Source organism: Rummeliibacillus sp. TYF-LIM-RU47 (assembly GCF_008638315.1).
Classification (GTDB): Bacteria; Bacillota; Bacilli; order Bacillales_A; family Planococcaceae; genus Rummeliibacillus; species Rummeliibacillus stabekisii.
Genome location: NZ_VVIR01000001.1, coordinates 1903238 through 1920760, shown reverse-complemented (window position 1 = coordinate 1920760; position 17523 = coordinate 1903238). Strand labels below are relative to the sequence as shown.

Genomic DNA, 17523 nt, shown 5'->3' with positions numbered 1-17523 from the left:
TATTTAAAAACGTTCTAAAAATAGGCCAAAGCATGCAGCCCACGTAATTACTATAAAAGCGCCTAACGCAAATACTAAATAGAGTGTTCCTTTTAGGTTTTCTTCTTCTTCATGTTTCTTGGGTGCCATCGAAATCGCTCCTTTCAATTAAATCAAAACATTTATTCTGCAATAGTTTGCAAGAGGGAAGCTTCTTCAATAAATAATCTAGAACAAGATGAATTAAGTTTTACTTCGTCCGATTATTGGGCTGTAACTAACCGAAGAAAGAAGACTTCTCTGAATGAAGTTTTGTTTTATTGTTTGAGTAAATGATATAAAAAAAATATAGGTTTAGATGTGATAAAAATCACACCTTTTGACAAAAAGTGTGAAAGAAGTGTGAAAAGGAATGTATGTTTAAGAAGGTTAACGAGTTGAGATGATAAAAATCTATGAAAAATAATGATATAAAGAGGGTTTTAAGTGAGGGTACCTTTAGAGGGTGATTAAAAAATCCTAGGTATGTCTTTAATAAGCTATGAGTAATCTGGATATAAAAAAAGAAGCTTTAAAAAAGCTTCTTTTTTCTAACTCGGATCCATCGCTAGCAATATGGTTAACTTTCCGATGGCATCTATATCAACAGGAAGTATGATTGCTTGATTATAGCCAAGCAGTTTTGTATGGCCCACCATAACAGTTGGTGGTGTAATATCTAATACTAATTGTTGTGCAGCAACATATGTACAAAGATTGCCAGCAATCATATTGCCAAACTCTCCTGTAAAAGATTCCAGCATTTCACCTTCAAGCTTCATTCCGAACATGGCCTCACTAATAGTACTGAAAGTTTCGGGAGAGGAATCTATAATAATTCTTCCCTTTAAATCTCCCACCATGCCGATTAAAACTCCGATTTCGGATTGTTCGTAAGGTTCTTTAGAAATGGATGGAGCTGAGACATGGACGTCGTTCGGTAATACAGTTTTGAGTGATTGAATCATGCTATTGAGTATAGTTTGTACTTGTATCGATGTGCTCATTGAGAACTCCTTATGTTATGACCTTTTTAATATAGTATCACGCAGCAAAAGAATTGAATAGTTGTTGACGTCACATAGTTTTTTTATTATGATGAAATTAACAAATGAGAATGATTTTCATATTCACTGATTAATTTCTTTAAAAAGGAGCGTTTCAGATGGTTTATGCATTCATTGGTGCGACACTTATTATTTATGGGGCAATAGGCAAATACATTTTTAATCAAACCTCCACCCATTTAAAATAATTTTTTTAATCCTTCTAATAATAGAAGGATTTTTTTAATATAGGCATGGTAAAATAGCGTTAAGGCAAAAAAGGAGGAAATGATTTTCATGAGTCATTTTGAAGAACAACTACATCTGCTGCTAAAACAGACTGCAATGCAATATTTAATCTATCAACATAACGAAGACCAGGAAAGGCTTCAAAAAACGAAATTATTTGCTGAAAAGCTTATTAATAAAGAATATATGATTGCCTTTGCAGGTCATTTCTCTGCAGGTAAATCTACTATGATTAATGCGCTGACAGGGGATGATCTCCTTCCTTCTTCTCCTATACCAACAAGCGCAAACGTTGTAAAAGTACATAAATCGGATGAGAACTATGCCATTGCATACCTAGTAGATCAAAATCCTATCAAATTTGATGACGGATATGATATTAAAACAGTAAAAGAATTCGCTAAGAACGGTGCCTTGGTTTCTCAAATTGAAATTGGCCATAAAGATTCTGTTTTGCCAAAAGGCATAACAGTAATGGATACACCAGGTGTGGATTCGACTGATGATGCGCATCGTTTATCTACGGAAACAACACTGCATTTGGCTGATATTGTTTTTTATGTAATGGACTATAACCATGTCCAATCAGAATTAAACTTCCAATTTACAAAGAATTTAATGAAGCATAATCCTAATGTTTATCTAATTGTGAACCAAATTGATAAACATAAAGAGAGTGAACTCACCTTTCAGGAATTTTCCAATTCGGTGTATCAATCATTCTCAAATTGGGGCGTAGAACCAAAAGGGATTTACTTTACCTCATTAAGAGACTTTAATCTTCCTTACAATGATTATAATAAAGTAAAAGAAATAGTCATGAATAGTATGGAAGGCTGGCAAGATCATTTAATTGCTGGAGGTAAAGCAGCTCTTGAGCAGCTTCAAATCGAACATGCACAATATTTAGAAACTAATAAAAAACAGCTATTAGAAAATAATGAGACCATTTTATCGCAAGAAGAGTGGGAAAATAACGAAGAGATTACAGCAGACTTTGAAGTAGTACTTCAACAGTTAAAGTTGTATTCAGCATCAAATTGGCAAAAGAATTTTGATCACAGCCGTGATGAATTATTAGAAAATGCTGCTATAATGCCTTTCGAATTACGAGAAAAACTGAAATATTATTTGGAAAGTGTACAGCCAGATTTCAAAGTTGGAATGCTTTTTTCTGGTAAAAAAACACAAGCAGAAAAGGATCTGCGTAAGGAATCTCTGTATTCACTTTATAAAGAAATAGCGTTCTCTCAAATTTCTGGTCATATGCGATCTTTAATGAAGAGTTCATTGAAATTAGTTAATGCTTTAACCGATGATTTTTCTCATGAAATCGACGATTTTGATATGCAGCCACCATTTTCAGTAATTGAAGAACAAGTAAAACTTGATTCTGGTATTACTGGGGATGCGCTTTTAAACTTCGCCAATCGTGTAGCAAGTGCCACAAAGAGGTGGTATAAGCAAGACACGGATCAATGGAAGTTTGAAAAAAGCGCTTATATAGAAGAGTTGTCCTTTACGACAGTTGAGCCCTTAAAGAAAAAATGTGCAGTTTTGAAAAACAAAGTAGAAGTAATTGATGGCGCCAAAGCAATTGAAGAACAGGAAAAATATTTTGCTATCCAAAAAACGGTCTCGATTCAAACAATGAATCCTGAAGCAGATCAATGTGTATCTGAGTGGGAGCAAGAACATGAAAAGGCAATGGGCAATATCCGGCCGTTTGATCCATCTATGCTCGTAAAAAAAGAGGAGCAGAATCAGGAAGAAGAATTGGAGGATAAAATCTCATCTCCATCTATACACTCGACAACTGCTCTTCAAAACGCTGTAAGAACAGCAAGCGCTATTGAACCAATTCAAGGATTTTCAGAGGTTGCAAATTATTTAAAAAATAAAGTGAACCGCTTAAAGCAAAAAGATTTTACAATTGCACTTTTTGGAGCATTTAGTGCAGGGAAATCTTCTTTTTCAAACGCATTGATGGGGCAAAAAGTACTGCCAGTGTCTCCAAATCCTACAACAGCTGCTATCAATAAAATTCGTCCTATTTCAGAAGGCCATCCGCATGAAACGGCAGATGTCCACTTAAAAACTATTGGACAATTAGAAAATGACATTATTGCTAGTTATGAAGCAATTGGTATTACAATTCATTCACTAAATGAAGCATTTGATCGGGCAGAAGAGGCTTTAGCTAAACCACTCGACGATGAAAGACTGCATGTTCATAAATCCTTTGTGCGTGCCTTCAAAGAAGGCTACCCTACTTTTAAAGAAAAATTGGGCGAGACTATCAGGACAAATCGCGAAGAATTTGAAAAATTCGTAGCTCAAGAAAGCAGAAGCTGCTTTGTCGATAGTATTGATTTTTATTACGATTGTGAATTAACCCGTTTAGGTGTGACATTAGTAGATACACCGGGAGCAGACTCTATAAATGCACGGCATACGGGGGTGGCGTTTGAGTATATTCGTAATGCAGATGCCATATTATTTATCACGTATTACAATCACGCATTTGCAAAAGCCGATCGAGAATTTTTAATTCAACTTGGGCGCGTGAAGGATGCATTTGAACTAGATAAGATGTTCTTTATCGTTAATGCAATTGATCTTGCAAAGGATGCAGAGGAAGCAGAAGACGTAAAAGATTATGTGAAACAAGAACTCCAACGTTTCGGCATCCGCCATCCAAGACTATTTGGTGTTTCGAGTTTATTAGCATTGCAAGAGAAATTAGAAAGTCAAAATTTACATTCTGGTTTGCCATTGTTTGAAGAGAATTTCCATCACTTCTTATCAGAAGAATTAACAGCACTAGCAGTTCAAGCATTAGCTGAAGAAACGGAAAAAGCCCAAGAAAGACTTCGCATACTGATCCAGCAAACCGAAGACAATATGAAGCGAAAAGATGAACGTCTTGCTGAGCTAGCTAAGTTAGAACAGTATATCCACACAAGATATATGCATTCTGCAGCTCAAACGATTACAAAAGATACAAAACAGGAACTGGATGAACTGCTCTACTTTGTATTACAGCGAGTTTATTATCGATACCCGGATTTCTTTAAAGAAGGCTATAACCCTACAACCTTCGCATCAAAATCTTCTTCAGTTGCATTAGCCATTGCTTTGAAAGAAGTCCTAGCAAGTTTAGGGTTTGATTTTGAGCAAGAAATGCGTGTTACTAACTTTAGAATTGCGAAATTTATTATGAAAAAAATTCACGAACGAGACCAAGATGATATGAAACAGCTCAAAGACATCAATGCTAGTTTTTCATTTATGCCATTTGAGGCTGAAGAACCTAATATTTTAGAATTCGTGGGTCCTTTTTCTGATAGCAAACCATATGAATCCGTTAATAAATATTTTAAAAATAATAAGTCCTTTTTTGAAAAAGGCGATAATCTGAAGTTGCGTGAAGCACTTGAAGAGCTAACTAAGCCAGATGCCAAAAAGTATCTAGATGAACAATCAGCACGCATGAAAAAATGGCTTGAAGACATTATTGGAAAACTTGCTGAAGAATTGCGTCTACACATCTCAAGACAAGCTATTAACCAAATTGATATCGAAAAAACGTTGCTTCATGAAGGTACGAAGCTTGAAGAATGGAAACACATTTACAACACACTAATGAATGGGGTGGAGAAGTGATGGGTGAAGTTTTTCTTTCAGTAAAGGATATCTCTCTTGACTCTCAAGAAAATTATAAATGGATTGATGCTCGTTTTAATCTGCAGAATTCTGCCGAAGGTTCGACTGCTTATCAAAAACAGCACATTGCAGAAGCTGTTTACTGGGATTTGGAGAAGGACTTATCAGACATGGAGCAGCATGCGGGACGCCACCCAATGCCAACGAAAGATAAACTACAGGCTTTATTTGAAAGAAGTGGATTGCAAATGGACGATTCTATATTAGTCTATGATCAAGGCGGAACACCATTTGCAGCAAGAGCGTGGTGGTTACTAAAGTATGGCGGATTTCAGAAAGTACAGATTGTCCAAGAAGGTTATAATGCTTTAGTTAATGAAGGCTTTAAAACGTCGACCGAATTGCCTGTTGTCCAACAGACAAGCTTAAACTTAAAATGGCAGGAACACCTATATGCAGACCGCATAGCAGTAAAGGAAATCGTAGATGGTCATGTGGATAGAACATTGCTTGATGCCCGATCGAACGCTCGCTATAAAGGAGAGATAGAGCCGATAGATCAAATTGCCGGCCACATCCCAGGAGCAATAAATTATGATTGGGAGCAATTATTACAAGATGGTAAACTTTGTCCTAATGAATCATTGTTGGAACTAGTATCTAAGAAAGAACCAATTACGGTTTATTGTGGAAGTGGCGTCACTGCTGCCCCGTTGTTCGCTATGCTAAAGGAAATGGCATATGAAGATATACAATTATATACTGGAAGCTACAGCGACTGGATTCAACACTTTGAGATAGAAAAAGCTTAATATAAACATCCGCATTTTAGGAATGCGGATGTTTTTTTATTTTAAATTACAAGGAATTTCTTTTTTTATGTCGAATGTTCTCGTTAATGAGTGTTGGAAGCGGGGGATTAGTATAATTACTAGAGATCATGTATTAGAGATGATTACTGAAAATTTTAATGAGTTCTTTGATGAGTTAGAAAATATCACCCATTTAGAAACAGAAGCCTTAAAAAATGAAATTCAGGGACGAAATATGTATATTCAGCAGCTGAAAATTGAAAAAGAACTGTTGTTAAAAGAAATAGGCATCATCAAGAAGGTAAATAACAATCTTTTAGAAGAAAGAAAGAAATTACGAAAGGAAATAGATGCCAAAAATAAAATCATGGACTTCACGGATGGCATGACCGTTCTACTTAATAAAGAATGTATCCTAGAGGAAAAGCAAAGAGTAATTGAACATCTATTTAGAATAGGCATTGACGATGAAAATTCAAAGATATATATAGAAGAATTTATTTACGTTCTTTCCAATTGTTTAAGTTTATTAGATGTGAATCAAAGCAAAAGAATTAAAAGTCTATTAAAGAAAAATATAGATTTTTACCATGAGCTTTTTTCAAATACAACTCCTCAAACTCAATTAAAAATCTTACACATGTACAAAGTGAAAAATTGGAGTGTGCTTCTAGAACATTTCTTAGAAAGAACTGTGCAATCTAATAGCTTAAAGCGCTTTTCTGATATAGAAGGTCTAAATCTACTTTTATACATAATTTATTATAAGAAATTAAGCCAACTTGAACAAAATAAAATGTTTAAACTTTTTTATCATGATCAGAATAAACCACTTTCTGCGAAGCTATATAAAAGTTATAATGACTATTCGTTAAGCAAAACTTTAAGAGAGCTAAACAAATTTATTTCTATCATCAATGAAGAACAAAAAAATATAGACTTGTTGAAAGGAGAGATTATGCAATATTTCCTTGAGAAAGTTTTTACTGCAAAGGAAGTAGAAAATTATAGAATGTTTAAAAAGTACAATATTCAAACTGCGGAGAAGAAAACTAAACAATTCGGATTAAACTTTAGTGAATTAAGAAAATTTGGTTATCAAATATCTGGTCGGACAGATGAACAACGTTGGCAAGCTTTAAATGATTTTGTAGAAGAATATGGTTTAGAGGTGACTGTAGCAGAGTTATCAAAGAGAATAAAACTCAAATCCAGAGAAGAAGACCAAAAAAAGTATTCCAATGCACTTTGTAAATGGAACAGCGATTTGGAAAAGTTAAAAATACAATATTATCGTGGAGATTTTCCTTGGCCGAATTTTGAATAAAAATTAATGTTATGGATGTGAAAATAGACTGTCTTACGCTATTCAACACAATTATATTTATATTGATTTTTTGAAGCTTAGCTTGTAGACTTATTAAGGTAGTGCTTCTGAAAGAAATAGTATAAACAACATTGTTTATAATTTTTTCAAGAAAAGTATTGCATTTATAAAAATGTCGGTATATAATTAATCTTGTCTTTAACGCGGAAGTAGTTCAGTGGTAGAACATCACCTTGCCAAGGTGGGGGTCGCGGGTTCGAACCCCGTCTTCCGCTTAATAATAGAATGGTCTGGATTACTAGTAGGACATACATAATTTTTGGCTTTTAGCTCGAAATTCTATTTCTAACATGCGCCCATAGCTCAATTGGATAGAGCGTCTGACTACGGATCAGAAGGTTGTGGATTCGACTTCTGCTGGGCGCACCATTTCCGGGAAGTAGCTCAGCTTGGTAGAGCACTTGGTTTGGGACCAAGGGGTCGCAGGTTCGAATCCTGTCTTCCCGACCATTTATACTATATATACATTGGGGCCTTAGCTCAGCTGGGAGAGCGCCTGCCTTGCACGCAGGAGGTCAGCGGTTCGATCCCGCTAGGCTCCACCAATTTTAATATTTAATACTATGGCGGCCTAGCTCAGCTGGCTAGAGCGTACGGTTCATACCCGTAAGGTCGGGGGTTCGATCCCCTCGGCCGCCATATTTCCTGGAGGAATACCCAAGTCTGGCTGAAGGGATCGGTCTTGAAAACCGACAGGCGGGTCAAACCGCGCGGGGGTTCGAATCCCTCTTCCTCCTCCATTATCATAAAAAAATTATATATAATTATCGCGGGGTGGAGCAAATCGCAAAACGAAGTTTGCGATTAACATCGACGCAAGCGAAGCGTGGAAGATGTCATTATGCTTTGTTGATTGGAAAAATTATATCCTATACTATTATCGCGGGGTGGAGCAGTTCGGTAGCTCGTCGGGCTCATAACCCGAAGGTCGCAGGTTCAAATCCTGCCCCCGCAACCAAATGATCCGGTAGTCTACGAAAGCATATTCGTATTATTATCCAGGAGTGTGCAAATCGCAATATGATGATTGCGAGTAACATCGACGCAAGCGAACCTTGAAAGATGTCATTGTGCTTTGTTGATTGAAAAAATTATATTCTATATTATTATCGCGGGGTGGAGCAGTTCGGTAGCTCGTCGGGCTCATAACCCGAAGGTCGCAGGTTCAAATCCTGCCCCCGCAACCAAATGGTCCGGTAGTTCAGCTGGTTAGAATGCCTGCCTGTCACGCAGGAGGTCGCGGGTTCGAGTCCCGTCCGGACCGCCATTTTTTAGTTTAATATATTCTTATTTTGATGGGTCGGTAGCTCAGTTGGTAGAGCATTAGATTGAAGCTCTAAGTGTCGGCAGTTCGATTCTGTCCCGACCCACCATCAAATGCCGGTGTAGCTCAGTTGGTAGAGCAACTGACTTGTAATCAGTAGGTCGAGGGTTCGACTCCTTTCGCCGGCACCATATTTACTATTCCGAAGTAGCTCAGTTGGTAGTAGCATCTGACTGTTAATCAGAGGGTCGCAGGTTCGAGTCCTGCCTTCGGAGCCATATGGGGAAGTACTCAAGTGGCTGAAGAGGCGCCCCTGCTAAGGGTGTAGGTCGGGCAACCGGCGCGAGGGTTCAAATCCCTCCTTCTCCGCCATACAATAATGGCCCCTTGGTCAAGCGGTTAAGACACCGCCCTTTCACGGCGGTAACACGGGTTCGAATCCCGTAGGGGTCATTACATAAGCTAACCTTCAGAGCATTTTGTATAGTTCTGAAGGTTTTTTGTATGCAAAAAAGATGTTTACCATAAATTTTGAAGTGTGCCAGCCTTTATTCATTAAAAAATATTATAGCTTTCCATAGACTTTTTTCCAATATTTGGTTTAAACTTATCTTGATAGTTAAAATAGGCAAAATGGGTCGCTTTCTATTTAAAAGTTCTGTATGATATTTAGGATAACGAAATTTTCAGAAGGGACTTCATACATATGTTAAAACAGTTTTTTAGTTACTACAAACCACATAGGAAATTGTTTATAATTGATTTTTGTTCAGCCATTATAGTGGCTATTTTAGAGCTAGCCTTTCCTGTAGCTGTTCAAAAGTTTATTGATACGCTGCTTCCTACAAACAACTGGGGAATGATTACGAAAGTAGGCGGCCTTTTGCTCCTGGTGTATCTATTGAGTACCATCTTAAACTTTATTGTTAATTATCTTGGTCATAAACTTGGTATAAATATTGAAACTGATATGAGAGAAGAATTGTTTACACATGTTCAAAAGCAGTCTTTCCGGTTTTTTGATAATACTAAAACCGGCCATATCATGAGCCGAATAACGAATGATTTATTTGATATTGGTGAATTTGCCCATCATGGGCCAGAGGATTTCTTTATCGCTATCATGACTTTTATTGGCGCTTTTTGGATCATGTTTACTGTGAATCCAACGCTTTCCTGGATTGTGCTTGTAATGGTTCCAATTTTAATGGTTCTTGTTTATGTATCTAATGTAAAAATGAATAAGGCATGGACGGGTATGTACGGAGAAATAGCTGAAATCAACGGACGAGTAGAGGATAGCGTTTCAGGTGTTCGAGTAGTACAATCGTTTACTAATGAAACCTATGAAAAAAATCGTTTTAAAAAGCAGAATGGTTTATTTCGACTCGTTAAATTAAGTGCTTATAAAGTCATGGGAGCGACAAACGCTAGTATCTATTTTATGACGAGGCTCTTGACTTTACTAGTCCTTGTAGTGGGAGCATGGCTAAGTTTTCATGACAAATTGTCATATGGTGAGCTGGTTAGCTTTATCTTGTATACAAATGTGTTAATTAAGCCGATTGATAAAATTACAGCATTACTGGAGTTGTATCCGAAAGGCATGGCGGGCTTTAAACGCTTTCAAGATTTACTCGCTCGTGATCCCGAAGTTCAAGATAAGCCGAATGCTATAATTGCTCCACATTTAAAGGGTGCTATTTCCTTCAATAATGTAGATTTTAGTTATGATCATTCAAATGAAATTCTGCAGAATTTATCTTTCGATTTAAAAGCAGGCGAAATGACGGCTTTTGTAGGACCTTCAGGAGCGGGGAAGACAACAATTAGCTCGCTTATTCCACGTTTTTATGATGTTAATAGTGGTTCAATTACCATTGATGGAATAGATATTCGTGATATGACGAAGCATTCATTGCGCAAACAAATTGGTATAGTTCAGCAGGATGTATTTTTGTTTACTGGTACCATTCAGGAGAATATTGAATATGGCAAACTAGGAGCCTCATTTGAGGAAATTCAATATGCTGCAGAAAAAGCAAATCTTTCCGAACTAATAGAAAGTTTGCCAGATGGCTATCAAACAGAAATTGGTGAGAGGGGATTAAAATTATCAGGTGGGCAAAAGCAACGTTTAGCGATCGCTAGAATGTTCCTTAAAAATCCTCCTATATTAATTCTAGACGAAGCGACTTCTGCACTTGACACACAGACCGAAAAAATTATTCAAGATTCACTAATGGAATTGGCGAAAAACCGTACTACTATCGTTATTGCTCACAGACTTGCAACAATTCGGAATGCTAATCGTATAATGGTAGTAACAAAAGATGGTATAGCAGAAGATGGAACGTTCACTGAATTGATGGAAAAAGGCGGCATTTTTACGAGATTAAACGCTTAGATATGTGAAAGTTATGGGCGATAGTTTAGCCTAATATAAAAGAGTATATGTACTATAAAGACTTTCTAAAAAGAAAAAGGAGAGTATTATTTTCTATGAATCAACCTGACGACTATAAAATTCAGCCATTCTTTTCAATATGGCTCCACCCAAAGAAAACTGCCAGCTATGTGATCGAACATAAGAATTGGACATATGTTATTCTCTACGTCATACTTGGCGGAATGGCAAGCACAATGATAGGCTTGTCTGGACAAGAGTTATATCCTTCTTTTTCCATTTGGCTACTGTTGCTTGGCTGTATTTTAGCGGGACCATTCATAGGGGCAGTCAGCGTCATTATTTCTTCAGGTGTCATTTGGCTTGTAGGGAAATTATTTAAAGGAAAAGGAAGCTTTGAAGATATATTTAAAGTAATTAGTTTATCATCGATTCCTAATATTACTCTTGCTCCATTTATGCTAGTATGGATGGCCAATGCCCCTCAAAGTTTTTTTAATATGAACGATGAAGCATTAACGAATGGTGCTGCGATTATTAGTATTGTGCTGACATTAGCGGTCTTTATAGTTACTATTTGGACGTTTGTCATCCAAGTGGGAAGTGTCGCAACTGCACATCGCTTTTCGAACTGGCGATCATTTTTTACGCTCGTATTGCCAGGTATCGTAATTGGATTAATCCTTATAGGAATTGTTTTACTGCTTGTCATTACATTTGGTTTTATTGTGTACTAATCTTAAGCCGGATTTCCTCAAGTAAGGAAATTTCGGCTTTTTTGCATGCTTTTCTCATTATTAGGGAAGTAAATATTTGTTGGAAAAAGCGCGAAGGGAAAACTGAAAACAATAAAAATTTACATTGTAAAACCATTTCGGTATGATTAACTTTGTGTATTTAAAAAGTGGAGGATTTTTTGAATGAATCATGGCAACAAATGGGCATTATTGCCTTTTCTTATTTTTATACTCTTATTCATTGGTTCTGGCCTTTTGACAAAAGACTTTACAGCTATGCCACTTAATATGGCTGTTGGAATTGCCTGTATAGCTGCTTTTGTAATGAATCGCCGAGATGGAACAGAGAAAAAGCTAGAAGTATTTTTAAAAGGTGCGGGAAACAAAGATGTCATGCTAATGGTTTTAATTTTTCTTTTAGCAGGTGCATTTTCAAATGTGGCTAAAGAGATGGGCGCTGTGGAATCAACCGTAAATCTTTGGTTAACATACCTGCCACAGAATTTTTTATTAGTAGGGTTATTTATTATTGGCTGTTTAATTTCATTGTCGATGGGCACATCGATGGGGACTGTGGTGGCATTATCTCCTATTGGCGTTGGGATAGCAGATGCTACTGAAATCTCAGTAGCCTTAACCATGGCAACAGTGGTAGGAGGAGCCATGTTCGGCGATAATCTATCAGTTATATCAGATACCACTATTGCAGCTGTTCGAACACAAGGTACAGATATGCGTGATAAATTCAAGGTGAACTTTTGGATTGTGTTACCTGCAGCTGTGGTAACAGCTATTATTATAGGGATTTTGACAGCAGGAAACAGTCATGCACTCAAAAACTCCTATGATTATTCAATCCTTTCTATAGTTCCTTACATTTATGTGCTGGTTGCAGCCATAATTGGGGTGGATGTAATAAAAGTGTTGCTAGGAGGCATTATTGTTTCTTTTGCAATTGGTTTGATAAATGGCTCATTAAGTGTTCTCTCGTTTGTAGAAGCGGCGAGTAAAGGAATAGTTGGTATGGAGGATATTGCTATTATTGCAGTATTAATCAGCGGACTTGTAGCATTAATACAGCATGCTGGAGGTATTGACTTCCTTCTAACGTTTATATCCAAAAAAATTCGTTCGAAAAAAGGGGCAGAATTCGGCATTGCAAGTTTAGTGAGTGTGACTGATATCTCGACTGCTAATAATACAATTGCGATTTTAATGACAGGACCTCTAGCAAAAAAAATAGCGGATCAATATGAAGTCGATCCAAGAAAATCTGCAAGTTTATTAGATATATTTGCTAGTGTATGGCAAGGATTTGTTCCCTATTCACCGCAGTTATTAGCTGCAGCGAGTGTCGCAGGTATCTCAACGGTAAGCATAATGTTTTATTCGTTTTATCCTATTTTAATGGCTATTTGTGCGGTAGGGGCTATTTTAATCGGTTATCCGCGTTTAAAGAAAAAATAAGGATGTGCAATTATGAGCACATCCTTATTTTTTATTGAAAATATTGTCTTCTTGTAAAATTTCACGTGAAATTGCAATCGCACCTTTTTTTCTTAAGTGCATGATCGCTTCTTCATCAGCTGTTAGTATTTTTTCAATATATTCATCTTGCTTTTCGCTTGGTATATGCATACCTTTAAACTCATCTCTTAGAGCATATTCATAAATTTCCATTTCTTCGTTAGAAAGAAACGTGTTTGCTTTAGAATCCATATGTTATAACACCTTCAAAATAGAATTTGTAATTTAATTATACACCAATGAACAAGTTAAATAGCAACTGAAACATTATAAAAAAAGATTAAGCTTAATCGCTTAATCTTTTTATATTTCAGGTGTCTCCGTATCAATTGTCATGGATGGACCAAAGAATTCGTAGAAGATATGGTCTTCCTGCAATCCCATAGCTAGCAAATGCTTAACCATGGCCACCATAAAAGGAATGGGTCCGCATATATAGACATCTGTAGAAGTGTCAATATGCTTTTCCAAAAACTCTTTTGATACAAAGCCATCAGTTTGAGTAATTAACTCATGGTAGTATAGCTGTGAATGATCATTCGCTAATTCCTTCAAGGCATCACTAAATGTTAATAAATCTTGGGTGCTAACACTTTGGATAAAATGGATTTTTTCCTTATTTTCTTTAACAGCTGATTGAACCATACTAAAAAGTGGAGTAATTCCAATGCCGCCAGCTAAAAAGGCGACAGAAGTACCAGCTTTTGTGTGGTAGAAAAATTCGCCTGCTGGTGCGCTGATTTGTATTTTGTCTCCTACATTTAATGAATCATGCAAATAGTTGGAAACAATGCCTGCTGGGTCAGTTATGATTTCGCGTTTAACAGAAATTCGATATGATTCTCCATCATAGGTTTTAGACAAACTATATTGCCTCTTATGTGCATACTTTTGCCCAGATATCGGCACATGTACTGTAATATATTGACCTGGCTTATAGTCAGGCAGTGGTGCATCATCAGCGGGTTTTAAGTAGAATGAAGTCACTAATCTATTTTCTGGAATTTTATCAACTAGGGTAAAGTCTTTAAAGAATCTCCATCCGCCAGGCTTATTTTCTGTTTCCTTGTACATCTCTTCTTCAGTATTGATGAAGACATCCGCTAACACCCCGTATGCCTCAGTCCACGCATCCATAATTTCTGGTGTTGCTGCATCGCCAAGTACTTCTTTAATGGCGATTAATAAATTTTCACCCACGATTGGATACTGCTCAGGTTTAATGCCAAGACTTCGATGTTTCTCAGAAATTTGTCTAACGACAGGCATAATTTCCGAAAGGTTTTCAATATGAACAGCTGCAGCATAGACGGCATTAGCTAACGCTAATTGCTGACGTCCTTGTTTTTGGTTTGTTTGGTTAAAAATATTTAATAGTTCTGGGTGTGTTTCGAAAAGCCGTTTGTAAAAGACCGTTGTAATCTCTTTACCGTGTGCCTCTAAGGCGGGGGCAGTAGATTTAATAATTTCCATTTTTTCTTTACTAAGCAATGCCACCATTCCTTCCATTATACATATAGGTTATATTTTCCTTAATACTTAAAAATATACCTTTTTAATGTTCCTTAAACTTGGTTAGAAGTATGATTATACTCTCTCATTAGATGAGTAATAGAGGTTGAAATGGGGAATTACTTTATACCGAATTTTCTTGTTAAGAGTTATTGAGGGTTCTAGATGACGATGCATAGAAAGAATACCTCGTACATAAAAATATAATTATCGAAGTTTTTTGCTTTTTATTTTGAGGGAGTAATGTACAATAAACTAGAGAGCTTTTAGAAAGTAGGAGAATAAATGGAAGCAGAATTTATTGCAAAGATTGTATCAATTATTTTGCTAGATATTGTATTAAGTGGAGACAATGCAGTAGTCATAGCACTCGCTTGCCGCAACCTAGCAAAAAACCAACGAAAAAAAGCCATATTGATTGGAACAGGCGGTGCAATCGGTTTACGGATCGTCTTGACATTTATTGCTGTTTGGCTACTACAAATTCCATTCGTAAAAGTGGTAGGCGGCTTGCTCTTATTTTATATCGCGTATGATTTAATTCGTTCAAAAGAAGAAGATCCGGATATAAAAAGCGGCAATAACTTATTCGCTGCTGTACGTACCATCATAGTTGCGGATTTCGTTATGAGCCTTGATAATGTTTTGGCTATTGCAGGTGTTGCCAATGGACATAATGGCCTTGTTGCATTAGGCCTGCTTGTTAGTATACCTTTAATTATTTTTGGTAGCCAAATCATTATTAAATTAATGGAGAAATTCCCTATTTTAATATGGATTGGCGGTTTGCTCATTGCTTATACGGCAGGGCACATGATTGTCAATGACAAATATGGACATCGACTAGTTGAAGCTACAACACCACTTATGAATATAATTATCCCAATCATAAGTATGGTCTTACTTATACTCGTAGGACTATGGACAAAAAAAAGACAAGTTAGGAATATAAAATAAAGTGTATGCATCGGCTATGATTCATTCGTTAATTACACTATAAATGAGAAGAACTAAAAAACGTAACAATGCCAAAAACAGCATTGTTACGTTTTTTTCTATATTAGTTTGTTGTTTGATGAATTTCTGCAGTTAATTCTTCTAGTTGATCAATTAAAGAACCAATGAATGCGATGGTTTCTTGTAATGGTTTGTCTGTAGTGATATCTACATTGGCCATTTTTGCAAGTTCAACAGGCGATTTTGTTCCACCTGCTTGCAATACTTTTAGCCAATCTTCCACAGCGGGCTGGCCTTCTTCTAGGATACGTTTTGATACCTGTGTAGAAATAGTAAGCCCTGCACTGTATGTGTATGGATAAAGACCCATATAGTAATGTGGCTGGCGCATCCATGTCAACTCTGCTCCATCGTTAATTTCAACATCCTTACCCCAGAATTCTTCTAAAACCGAGCGCGTTATGTTGCTTAAGATAGCTGCATTTACACTTTCTCCTGCATCGATTAATTCATACACTTTACGCTGGTAAGCAGCTTCCAATAAGTGTGTCACAAAATTATGATAGTATGTGCGTGCAATAATGCTTGAGATAACCCATCGTTTAAAGCGGGGGTCCTCTGAATTCTTTAACAGATAATTCGCCATAAGCATTTCATTCAATGTAGACGGTGCTTCAACAAAGTATTTAGAAGAATCACTATTGAATAGAGTTTGATGCTTTTGAGCATTTCTAAAATGCCCTGCATGGCCAAGTTCGTGTGCTAAAACAAATACTTCATTCATGCGTTCAGTCCAAGAAATCAAGATATAGGAATGGAATCCATATGGACTTGAACAAAAGGCACCAGTTGATTTTCCTTCATTATTGGCGAAATCGATCCAGCGCTCATCAAAAGCAGCATCAATCATCGCAAGATAATCCTCACCCATGACGCCCAGCGCTTTCTTCATATAATCACGAGATTCTTCGATAGTCACTGAAGGTTCATAACTTGGATCCATTGGAATTTTTAAATCGGCAAATGTCATCTTGCCGATACCATGCTCTTTTTGGAGAAGCTTAGCATATCTTCTCATATGAGGCGCCAATTCTTTCATAATCAAATCGATTTGGCGGTGATATAAATCTTGCTCAACTTCTTGGTCAAATAATAAATAGTCCGTTACTGAATCATATCCACGCAAATCAGATAGAGTTTTTTCTGTTTGAACATGGGTATTATATGTTTTAGCAGTAGTATGTTGATAATCTGCCAGCTTTGTTGAGAAAGCTTTGAATGCTTCGCGACGAACTTCTGTATCTGATTCCAATTCCCAATCTCCTTCGAAAAGGTTATAGCTTAGTGGGTAGCTTTTACCGCCGACTGTAAAGTGATCAAACTTCATATCTACTAGTTTGGTTGTATTGTATAATCCGTACGGCGCATCTAATGTTGAGCTAAGTGCTGCCAGCGTTTTTTCTACTTCTGGGTGTAGCTGATGAGCTTTTTTGGCAATTAATCGATTAAGATAGTGTGCATATGTCGGCTCTATTTCTATCGCTTTTTCTAATTCTTCTGATGAAAGTTCCAATATTTCGCCATCTATAAATGATACTAGACTAGCAAACTGAGAAGAAACTGTGCTAAATTTACTTGCTCGAATTTGCGCTTCATTATTTGTTTGATCTTCTTCAAGCTGGAGAGAGACATATGTTGCATAGGGGATTAGTGATGTGACAAGTGCCTCGCAGTCACGTATGACTTCTATTACTTGTTGGGCGTTGTTAATATTTCCCTTATGTTTAGCATTAAATTCATTTGTGTCTTTTATAAGCTTTTTTACGCCTTCCTCATAAGCTTCCTCATTAGAAACCAGATGAGTCAAATCCCATGTTTCTTCTACAGGTACTTCATTACGCTTTAGTATATTTTCGACCATCTTTACCACTCCTTTATTTC

At 36.7% G+C, this 17523-nt stretch carries 12 protein-coding genes and 14 tRNA genes; 21 read left to right on the top strand and 5 right to left on the bottom strand.

From position 1 onward, the window contains the following. Positions 1-3 precede the first annotated feature (3 nt). Both F0527_RS09715 and F0527_RS09710 read right to left on the bottom strand, forming a co-directional pair. On the bottom strand, positions 4-129 hold the full coding sequence (locus F0527_RS09715) for a cytochrome c oxidase subunit 2A (RefSeq protein ID WP_147195739.1): 126 nt from the start codon (positions 127-129) through the stop codon (positions 4-6). A 440-nt stretch (positions 130-569) separates the two neighbouring features. Continuing rightward, positions 570-1025 (bottom strand): chemotaxis protein CheX, encoded by a 456-nt coding sequence (locus tag F0527_RS09710; RefSeq protein WP_066788386.1) that lies wholly within the window; start codon positions 1023-1025, stop codon positions 570-572. 336 nt (positions 1026-1361) lie between these two features. Between F0527_RS09710 and F0527_RS09705 the strand changes: the two genes are divergently transcribed. The 20 genes from F0527_RS09705 (at position 1362) to F0527_RS09610 (ending at position 13053) form a co-directional block, all read left to right on the top strand. Continuing rightward, positions 1362-4979 carry a dynamin family protein gene (locus tag F0527_RS09705; RefSeq protein WP_150284673.1) on the top strand — a complete coding sequence of 1206 codons (3618 nt, stop codon included), beginning with the start codon at positions 1362-1364 and terminating at the stop codon, positions 4977-4979. Then, complete coding sequence (locus F0527_RS09700; protein WP_370454660.1) at positions 4934-5791, top strand: sulfurtransferase; 858 nt, start codon at positions 4934-4936, stop codon at positions 5789-5791. The genes F0527_RS09705 and F0527_RS09700 overlap by 46 nt, the downstream gene beginning before the upstream one ends. Before the next feature lie 67 nt (positions 5792-5858). Continuing rightward, complete coding sequence (locus tag F0527_RS09695) at positions 5859-7118, top strand: hypothetical protein (RefSeq protein WP_150284672.1); 1260 nt, start codon at positions 5859-5861, stop codon at positions 7116-7118. A gap of 203 nt (positions 7119-7321) precedes the next feature. Then, positions 7322-7393: transfer RNA gene (locus tag F0527_RS09690), tRNA-Gly, on the top strand. 77 nt (positions 7394-7470) lie between these two features. Further along, positions 7471-7547, top strand: a tRNA-Arg gene (locus F0527_RS09685). A gap of 4 nt (positions 7548-7551) precedes the next feature. After that, positions 7552-7628: transfer RNA gene (locus F0527_RS09680), tRNA-Pro, on the top strand. A gap of 19 nt (positions 7629-7647) precedes the next feature. Further along, a tRNA-Ala gene (locus F0527_RS09675) sits at positions 7648-7723 on the top strand. Positions 7724-7743: 20 nt separating this feature from the next. Beyond that, positions 7744-7817, top strand: a tRNA-Met gene (locus tag F0527_RS09670). 8 nt (positions 7818-7825) lie between these two features. Beyond that, positions 7826-7918 (top strand) — tRNA-Ser (locus F0527_RS09665). A 141-nt stretch (positions 7919-8059) separates the two neighbouring features. Beyond that, positions 8060-8136, top strand: a tRNA-Met gene (locus F0527_RS09660). Between the two features lie 152 nt (positions 8137-8288). Beyond that, positions 8289-8365, top strand: a tRNA-Met gene (locus F0527_RS09655). A gap of 3 nt (positions 8366-8368) precedes the next feature. Beyond that, a tRNA-Asp gene (locus tag F0527_RS09650) sits at positions 8369-8445 on the top strand. A gap of 30 nt (positions 8446-8475) precedes the next feature. Then, a tRNA-Phe gene (locus F0527_RS09645) sits at positions 8476-8551 on the top strand. 6 nt (positions 8552-8557) lie between these two features. Next, positions 8558-8633 (top strand) — tRNA-Thr (locus F0527_RS09640). Positions 8634-8643: 10 nt separating this feature from the next. Next, positions 8644-8720: transfer RNA gene (locus F0527_RS09635), tRNA-Asn, on the top strand. Between the two features lie 3 nt (positions 8721-8723). Continuing rightward, positions 8724-8814: transfer RNA gene (locus F0527_RS09630), tRNA-Ser, on the top strand. A 9-nt stretch (positions 8815-8823) separates the two neighbouring features. Continuing rightward, a tRNA-Glu gene (locus F0527_RS09625) sits at positions 8824-8895 on the top strand. 253 nt (positions 8896-9148) lie between these two features. Further along, entirely contained in the window at positions 9149-10849 is a 1701-nt protein-coding gene (locus F0527_RS09620) for an ABC transporter ATP-binding protein (protein WP_150284671.1), read from the top strand. A gap of 95 nt (positions 10850-10944) precedes the next feature. Next, complete coding sequence (locus tag F0527_RS09615) at positions 10945-11586, top strand: Yip1 family protein (protein WP_190323432.1); 642 nt, start codon at positions 10945-10947, stop codon at positions 11584-11586. A gap of 183 nt (positions 11587-11769) precedes the next feature. Further along, positions 11770-13053 (top strand): Na+/H+ antiporter NhaC family protein, encoded by a 1284-nt coding sequence (locus F0527_RS09610; RefSeq protein WP_150284669.1) that lies wholly within the window; start codon positions 11770-11772, stop codon positions 13051-13053. 24 nt (positions 13054-13077) lie between these two features. Here F0527_RS09610 and F0527_RS09605 read toward each other — a convergent pair whose 3' ends face one another. Further along, a complete protein-coding gene (locus F0527_RS09605) occupies positions 13078-13305 on the bottom strand; it encodes a hypothetical protein (protein ID WP_147196719.1) in 228 nt (75 codons plus the stop codon). A 111-nt stretch (positions 13306-13416) separates the two neighbouring features. Further along, positions 13417-14604 carry an NO-inducible flavohemoprotein gene (gene hmpA / locus F0527_RS09600; protein WP_150284668.1) on the bottom strand — a complete coding sequence of 396 codons (1188 nt, stop codon included), beginning with the start codon at positions 14602-14604 and terminating at the stop codon, positions 13417-13419. 306 nt (positions 14605-14910) lie between these two features. Here hmpA and F0527_RS09595 point away from each other — a divergent pair, with 306 nt between their 5' ends. Continuing rightward, complete coding sequence (locus tag F0527_RS09595) at positions 14911-15582, top strand: TerC family protein (RefSeq protein ID WP_066788352.1); 672 nt, start codon at positions 14911-14913, stop codon at positions 15580-15582. Positions 15583-15685: 103 nt separating this feature from the next. Here the strand turns inward: F0527_RS09595 and pepF are convergent, their stop codons facing one another. After that, complete coding sequence (gene pepF, locus F0527_RS09590; protein ID WP_150284667.1) at positions 15686-17503, bottom strand: oligoendopeptidase F; 1818 nt, start codon at positions 17501-17503, stop codon at positions 15686-15688. Positions 17504-17523: the final 20 nt, after the last annotated feature.

What these genes read in the sequence shown, in the direction of transcription:
- F0527_RS09715 (WP_147195739.1), bottom strand. Translation starts at nt 129, where the DNA reads ATGGCACCCAAGAAACATGAAGAAGAAGAAAACCTAAAAGGAACACTC.
- F0527_RS09710 (WP_066788386.1), bottom strand. Translation starts at nt 1,025, where the DNA reads ATGAGCACATCGATACAAGTACAAACTATACTCAATAGCATGATTCAA.
- F0527_RS09705 (WP_150284673.1), top strand. Translation starts at nt 1,362, where the DNA reads ATGAGTCATTTTGAAGAACAACTACATCTGCTGCTAAAACAGACTGCA.
- F0527_RS09700 (WP_370454660.1), top strand. Translation starts at nt 4,934, where the DNA reads ATGGAAACACATTTACAACACACTAATGAATGGGGTGGAGAAGTGATG.
- F0527_RS09695 (WP_150284672.1), top strand. Translation starts at nt 5,859, where the DNA reads ATGTCGAATGTTCTCGTTAATGAGTGTTGGAAGCGGGGGATTAGTATA.
- F0527_RS09620 (WP_150284671.1), top strand. Translation starts at nt 9,149, where the DNA reads ATGTTAAAACAGTTTTTTAGTTACTACAAACCACATAGGAAATTGTTT.
- F0527_RS09615 (WP_190323432.1), top strand. Translation starts at nt 10,945, where the DNA reads ATGAATCAACCTGACGACTATAAAATTCAGCCATTCTTTTCAATATGG.
- F0527_RS09610 (WP_150284669.1), top strand. Translation starts at nt 11,770, where the DNA reads ATGAATCATGGCAACAAATGGGCATTATTGCCTTTTCTTATTTTTATA.
- F0527_RS09605 (WP_147196719.1), bottom strand. Translation starts at nt 13,305, where the DNA reads ATGGATTCTAAAGCAAACACGTTTCTTTCTAACGAAGAAATGGAAATT.
- F0527_RS09595 (WP_066788352.1), top strand. Translation starts at nt 14,911, where the DNA reads ATGGAAGCAGAATTTATTGCAAAGATTGTATCAATTATTTTGCTAGAT.
- pepF (WP_150284667.1), bottom strand. Translation starts at nt 17,503, where the DNA reads ATGGTCGAAAATATACTAAAGCGTAATGAAGTACCTGTAGAAGAAACA.